This is a genomic window from Gordonia sp. (in: high G+C Gram-positive bacteria), from assembly GCF_049299075.1.
Lineage (GTDB): Bacteria > Actinomycetota > Actinomycetes > Mycobacteriales > Mycobacteriaceae > Gordonia.
Genome location: NZ_JBAQWU010000152.1, coordinates 1 through 4,863, shown reverse-complemented (window position 1 = coordinate 4,863; position 4,863 = coordinate 1). Strand labels below are relative to the sequence as shown.

General features: G+C 67.0%; 4 protein-coding genes. 2 read left to right on the top strand and 2 right to left on the bottom strand.

What is annotated here, in order from left to right; genetic code table 11:
• Together WAW85_RS05125 and WAW85_RS05120 are read left to right on the top strand one after the other, a co-directional pair.
• Window positions 1-940, top strand: a 940-nt coding sequence (locus WAW85_RS05125) for an ROK family protein (RefSeq protein WP_422558564.1), incomplete at its 5' end; no start/stop codon positions are given.
• Window positions 941-1,028: 88 nt separating this feature from the next.
• Window positions 1,029-1,814 carry a GDSL-type esterase/lipase family protein gene (locus WAW85_RS05120; protein WP_422558565.1) on the top strand — a complete coding sequence of 262 codons (786 nt, stop codon included), beginning with the start codon at window positions 1,029-1,031 and terminating at the stop codon, window positions 1,812-1,814.
• A 31-nt stretch (window positions 1,815-1,845) separates the two neighbouring features.
• Here the strand turns inward: WAW85_RS05120 and WAW85_RS05115 are convergent, their stop codons facing one another.
• Both WAW85_RS05115 and otsB read right to left on the bottom strand, forming a co-directional pair.
• On the bottom strand, window positions 1,846-4,095 hold the full coding sequence (locus WAW85_RS05115; RefSeq protein WP_422558563.1) for an acyltransferase family protein: 2,250 nt from the start codon (window positions 4,093-4,095) through the stop codon (window positions 1,846-1,848).
• A 147-nt stretch (window positions 4,096-4,242) separates the two neighbouring features.
• Window positions 4,243-4,863: trehalose-phosphatase (otsB, locus tag WAW85_RS05110; protein ID WP_422558562.1), on the bottom strand; the 621-nt coding region annotated here is incomplete at its 5' end.

Below are 4,863 nucleotides of genomic sequence, written 5' to 3'. Positions count from 1 at the left end.
CCTCGATACCCGAGGGGTGGGTCGCCCTAAGATTCCGCTCAGTTTGGACCGTGATCGGTTCGCCGTCGCCGGCATTCACATCGGTGCTCGCCGGAGCGCGCTGGTGATCGCTGACCTCGGCGGCCGCACGCTCTACAGTCACGCCGTTCGCACCCAAGAATTGTCCGGGGTGAGCGCCGACGAAGCCGTCGGGCGACTGTGCGACCAACTCGCCGAACTTGCCGCACGGTTCTCCGGCCGCCACCTGCTGTGGGCCGGTGCCGCGCTGGGTGGATCGATCGACGAGGCCACCGGAGTGGTGGATCATCCGATCCTCCGCTGGCACGGCCAACCGTTGGGTCAGCGCCTCCATCAGGCGCTCGGTGTGCCGGTATCAGTCGCTGAACACGTCCAGGCGATGGCCGCGGCGGAACTCCTCTTGGGCGGCGAAGTGGTACCGCACGGCGCCGCGCTCTTCTTCTACGCGCGCGAAACCGTCGGCATGGCGATAATCGTCGACGACGAGGTGTACCAGCCGACGCGCGGCGCGGGTTCCATTGCGACGCTACCGGCCCGGCCCGGGCCACTAGATACCGAGCCGATCGCCCCGTTGCAGTCGGTGATCGGAACGGCGGCCCGCAAGGCCGCGGCGGCGCGACTCTGCTGCGGCGACGAGGCCTCGGTCCTCGACGATGCCCGGGCCCGGGTCCTCGGTGAAGCCGTCGCGACGATGCGCGACGTGATCAACCCGGACTCGGTGATCGTTGCTGGCGACGCGTTCGCGGCCCACCCAAGGGGATTGGAGCCCGTGCAGGCGGCCTTCGACGCGGTGAGCGCCACCGGATGGCCGCTGGAAATCGTCCCAACCAGATTCGGGGTCCACGTGCCGCAGACCGCACCGGTCGCCGTGGCGCTCGCGGCGGTCTACGCCGATCCGCTGGCGGTGGTGGGCGCGCAGTAACGGAATCAATCCGTGACCCGGTCGGCTTGCGTGGGCGCAAAACCTGTAGTTGAGTGGGACTATTGTGACTAAAGTTTCGCGTGTGACCATGGTCGTACTGGGTGCGAGCGCCGCAGTTCTACTGTCGGCGCCGGCACTGGCAGCGGCTAATTCGACCCCGACGGCGCTCGGCTCCGGATCACTCTCGGAGCTGTCGATCCCGGACCTGATCGCAGGTCTGCTGCCTGGCGTACCCTCGGCGCCGGATCGTGCCGCCGACGGTAAGACTCGCTGCACGGCGGTGATCCAGGTCGGCGACTCGACCTCGGTCAACGTCAACGATCCCGGGTTCGGCGACAACACCGCCACCGCTCGCCTCCAGTCCGTCGGTGTGCGGGACGTTACGGTGGATGCGCTGGGCAGCCGGGCGATAGTGGGCGGTCCCCGAACCGACGCCGAGCACGCAATTGCTGAGCTGGTCGGAGCAGGGAAGCGTGGCTGTTGGGTCATCGCGATGGGCGTCAACGACGCCGGTGCGATCTCGGGGGGCGGCGTCAGTGCGGATGAGCGAATTGACCGGGTCATGGCCAAGCTTGCCGGGCAACCGGTGTTGTGGCCGACGGTGGCGTCGTCGAACCCGGCGAACCCCGCGTTCGGGACAGCGTCGATGGGAGCGTTCAACGATGCGCTGCGTCGGGCGACCCAACGGTACCCGAACCTGGCGGTCTACGACTGGGCCGCGGCTGCGCATCCGGAGCTGTTTGCTGGCGACGGAATCCACTACACGGCGGCCGGCACACAGGCGCGTAACAAAGCCTTCGCCGCTGCCCTGGCGACCGCCTTCCCGACCGGGGCGGGCAACGCCACACCGGCGGTGCGCTGGGTCGTCGGCTGACTCCGGCGCTGACCTGCGCCCTGCAGGCGCGTCAGAGTGGACAGGTGATCGTCGGATCGCGCTGGCCAGTCACCGCTTGACGTAACCCGGACTCGACGGCGTCCACGTAAAGGTCGACGCCTTCGCCGGTCGGGTGGACGCCGTCGGCGGCCAGGAGCTCGGGATGTGCGGCTGCTGCCGAACACCACGGCGCCAGGAATACATTCGGGTAGCGCGGGGCGAAATCGAGCATCTGCCGAGCCGCTTGGGGAATCCCGTCTACGGGTCCGTACGGGAGCACCAAAACGATCTTCCGATCGCGGCCGATGGTCTGCACTATCCGTTCCAGCTGGCCGGGGAATGCCTGGCCGTTGGTGCCGAAGCCGAGAACCACGTACTCGCGGAGATCACCTTGCGCTTGAAGGGCGGCGATCACCGGCTCACCGCCGGTGTAATGTCGCGAAACCTCGCCGTCGATGAACATTCCGGGGAATCTCTGCATCAGTCCCTGGGACGATCCGAGCATCACTGAGTCGCCGATTCCGCTGATCTGGCTACCCGACGGGAGCTGGTCGGCCGGCCTCGTCGGTGCCGGAGGTGGTGCGGCATTGGCCTTCTTCTGCAATTCGGCGAGGGCCGCGAGCTGGGTCTCCAACTCGGATTGGGCCGGGCTGGTGCCTAGCGCCGAGCCTGCCAGGAGGACGGTGGTGACGGTCACGACAACAGCGAATGCCGGGCCGATCCGAGAGCCGCTTTCGCCGAGCTTGCTGAGCACGCCGCGCAAGCCCAAACGTCGGAACGGGGTCTCGATCCAGCGGTACGACAACTCGGACGCGAGCACGGTGATTACGGCGGCGATCGCCCCGATCTGCCAGCTCGGCAGGGTGGACGTGCCGCCCGGCCCCGCGGACCATTCGCGGACAAACACCACGACGGGCCAGTGCCAGAGATAGAGGCTGAACGATCGTTCACCGAGCCAACGCAGTGGCTTGCGGCGGAGCAGTAGGGGCACCGGACCGGTCTCGCGCACCGCGTTATCGATCACGACTGCCGTCAGTAGGCAGGCCATCAGCAGGCCGCCGCGGTAGGCGAACGACGAGGTGTCGGCGACCGTGAACAGGGCAGCGAGCAACCCGATGAAGGCGAGTGGGGCGAGCACCCAACCGAAGATCGAGGAGGCTTTGGGGCCAAATCTACTGGGCCAGGAGTCGGCCGCCTGCGGCGACGGCGCGGTGATCAGCAACGCGAGACCGACGCCGGTGAGCAGGCCGAAGACGTGGGTGTCGCTGCCGAAGTACACCCGACTTGGGTCCTCGCCGGGCTGGTACAGCACGCCCATGGCCACGGCGGAGGCCAGTCCGCCGATGACCGCGATGCTGAACGCGAAGCGCATCCGTGCGGGCATCGCCCTTCGCCGCACCACCCACATCAAGGCCACGAAGATCAGCGGCCAGATGACGTAGAACTGCTCCTCGATCGCAAGCGACCAGTAGTGCATGAAGATGCGTGGTGTGGTGTCGGCGAAGTAGCTCTGCGCCGAGCCGATCTGCACCCAGTTGTTGACGAACGCGGCCGAACTCCAGAACTGCGGCCAGAGCTTGACCGCGGTGTCCCCGCCGCTCAGACCGGCGGCCGCAGTGGAGACCAACAGGACCGTCAGCGCGGCAGGAACAATACGACGGATGCGGCGGGTCCAGAAACCGGACAGAGAGATGTGGTCGCGCGCTCCGTACTCGCGTACCAACAGTGCCGTGATGAGGAAGCCGGACAGCACAAAGAAGATGTCGACTCCGATGTATCCGCCGCGCAGGACGTTGCCGAAGAAGTGGTAGACGACGACGGCGAGGACCGCGATCCCGCGCAGACCGTCGAGCGCGGGGGCACGCCGGATTGCGCCGGGCCGCAAACGCGGAGCCCAGACCTGCGGGGCCGGTTGCTCGTTCGGGGCGTCCTCCGCGGTGATCTCCGCCTCGGGCTTGACGACGTCGACGGTGCCCGCCGGGACCATCCCGATGCCGATCGATTCGGGCGCCGGAGATTCGGGCGCCGGAGATTCGGGTTCGGGTTCGGCTGGCTCGGGTTCGGGTTCGGGTTCGGCTGGCTCGGCGGGTTCGGCCAGCGCTGGATCCTCGTATTGGACGATCATCGACAGGCCGTTCGGCGTATCGTCCGCGGCAGGCGTGGCGGTGGAGTCATTCTGCTCGCCCACGCGGGAGTCCTCGTCAGCCTGGGCTGGATCACCGGGGAAGTCGAGCTCCGTGCTGTCGTCCTCGGTGCCCCGATGCGTCTCGCTGACGGTCAACGGTTCTGGCGGCCAGCGGGGAGGCTGGGGTGGGGCGTTAGTTTCGGGGGGTGGTGCACGACGTACAGACTAGCAAATCTGGCGGAGTGTCCCCCAATCATGCGACATCCATCAAAAAGGTTCTGAACTGCAATAATGTCGAATTATTCAGGGGATTTGGTGCTGGCCCCGGTAAGCGACTACACACTCGAGGACTCGGGCAACTTCGTCGGTGCCGGGCACTCGGAACTCGGCGGCCGTGTCCCCGCCGCCGACCTTGATGCCGATATCGCGGCCACCCGCATCGCGGCGGCGCAGATGGGCGAAGGCCTTCTCGTCGGTGACGTCGTCGCCGAGGTACAGGACTGCGTCTGCCCGGAAGGAATCGCGGAGGCGGTCTAGAGCAAGTCCCTTGCTGGTTTCGATCACCGCGAGCTCGATGACAGCTTTGCCTGCGGTCGCATGAACGCCGAGCCAGCCTGCCGGGCCGGACTCGGCCAGCGCGATGGCGGCCGCAGCATCGTCGGCAGCCGCATTGCGCACGTGAAGGGTGGTGCTCGCAGGCTTGGTCTCGACGCTGGTGCCGGGGAATTGTGCTGCGATGGAACCGAACTCGGCAATGATTTGGTCTAGCAAAGCCTGCTGGACATCGGTCAGTGGCTGGTCGAAACCGGTTTCGAACTCTGCCCCGTGACTTCCGATCAACACGATCGGCGCTCCCGCTCCGGACATGCTGGCCAGGTCATCGCGAGCCCGTCCGGACACCAGGGCGGTCAGTGTCTTGGGCAG

Coding starts and splice junctions, on each gene's coding strand:
- WAW85_RS05120 (WP_422558565.1), top strand. CDS start 1,029: ATGGTCGTACTGGGTGCGAGCGCCGCAGTTCTACTGTCGGCGCCGGCA.